General features: G+C 49.3%; 1 protein-coding gene. It reads left to right on the forward strand.

The features are described from left to right. Window positions 1–2,092 (forward strand): circularly permuted type 2 ATP-grasp protein (locus ACTXGO_RS12880; RefSeq protein ID WP_443574809.1); only part of this gene is annotated, 2,092 nt, incomplete at both ends.

Raw genomic sequence — 2,092 nt, forward strand, 5'->3', positions numbered from 1 at the left:
CCCAACCCTTTGATGAATTAAAGGTCAATAAAGATGAGTACCGCCCCGTCGCGCAAGCAGTTGGCGACTGGCTCGATGACATCAGTATCGATGCGCTTAATCATCTCAACGAGCAAGCGGAGAATATCTTTTATCGTAAAGGCGTGACATTCACGGTCTATAGCGATGCCAAAAACATCGAGCGTATGATACCGTTTGATATTATTCCGCGTATCATTGCCGCCAGCGAATGGCAGCAGATAGAGGCTGGGTGTAAGCAGCGTATCACCGCTTTGAATGCGTTTTTACATGATATTTATCACGAGCAAGCTATTATGAAAGCGGGCATCGTCCCAGACAGCTACGTCTATGCTAGCGGCTGCTACGAGCCGTGGATGATGGGTATTGAGCTGGACAAGCCTATTTACTCACACATCAGTGGTATCGATTTGATCCGCGATGAGAGCGGTAAGTTCTGTGTATTAGAGGACAATTTGCGCACGCCCTCTGGCGTCTCTTATATGCTTGAGAGCCGAACTATCTCTGAGACGCTACTGTCTGATCTATTTATGCAAACGCCGATATTGGGCGTGAGCGACTACCCGCAGCGCCTCAAAAAATGTCTTGCCAGCTCAACGAGCAAATACGATCCACAGATTGTCATCCTAACCCCAGGACGCTTTAATAGTGCCTACTATGAGCATGCGTTTTTGGCGCATGAGATGAGCGTGCCGCTGGTGCACGGTTATGACTTGGTGGTTGAGGATAGCAAAGTCTATATGCAAGGCATACGCGGTAAGGTACAGGTCGATATCATCTATCGCCGTATCGATGATCCCTTTATCGATCCGTTAGCGTTTCAATCCAATTCTATCCTCGGCGTTTCAGGTCTCATGAGTGCCTATCGTGCAGGCAACGTGGTCATTGTTAATGCACCCGGTACTGGCGTCGCTGATGACAAAAGTCTCTATCCATTTGTGCCTGATATGATTAAGTTTTATTTGGGTGAAGAGCCAATCCTGCCCAATATCGAGACCTTTCAGTGCCGTAAGCCTGATGAGCTCGCCTACGTGCTCGACAATCTAGATAAGCTGGTCGTCAAAGAAACCCAAGGCTCAGGCGGCTACGGGATGCTGATTGGACCCACCTCAACCAAGCAAGAGATTAGCGACTACCGTAAGCGCTTACTTGAGAATCCAGCAGGCTTTATCGCCCAGCCGACTATTTCACTCTCAACCAACCCTACTGCCGTCAGCGACGGTATCGCGCCGCGTCATATCGATCTGCGCCCCTTTATCTTAAGCCACGGTGATGGCTCTGTCGATATCGTGCCAGGCGGTCTGACCCGCGTGGCGATGGTTGAGGGCTCACTGGTCGTCAACTCCTCACAAGGCGGCGGTATCAAAGACACTTGGATCATCGATGACAGTCAATTATCAGCTGATGGTTTGGCAACTAGTACTAGCCAATCCTCTGAGCTAAGTACGCTTGAGAGCACCTTTGATAGTATCGCTAAGTATGACAACCATGCCAATTACTATGATCGCGTGCAGCCGACTGAGGCCGGCTTTGAGGATCTCGATGATGCGCCGATGATACTACTGCTATCAACCAGTAGTTATCTGGTATGGCTGGGGCGCTACAGTGAGCGCTTGTACTGCTATGACAATATCATGAAAAAGCTCATCAAAGGCGACCTCAAAAAGCCGCAAGTACAGCATCTGATCACAAGATTAGGGTTCGATGCTGATGCTAGCGAGTCCATGAAAGTGATGCGGGCGCAGCTGATACATGATTTGGGTAATCTTAAGATACCAAGCGTGGTGGCCTCAATTGAGACTAATGTGCAAGAGGCCAAAGGTGTTATCGGTAAAGATACCGCCGAGCTATATAATCTGATTAAGCGTCTCTCTAACGCTGGCACTTACCGCGCCGCCACTTTGCAGCTGCATGCCTGTAACGCGGCGATGAAGCAAGAGCATCCAACTGTGACTTGTTTTTGGCAGCTTGGGCGCTACTTTGAGCAATTAGAGCGCGCAGTATTACTCGGTGAAGACGTCACTCAATTAAGTCTAGAGTTTAAGCACTGGATCAACCAGCTGCCAGAGAATAC

Source organism: Psychrobacter sp. T6-1 (genome assembly GCF_052258445.1).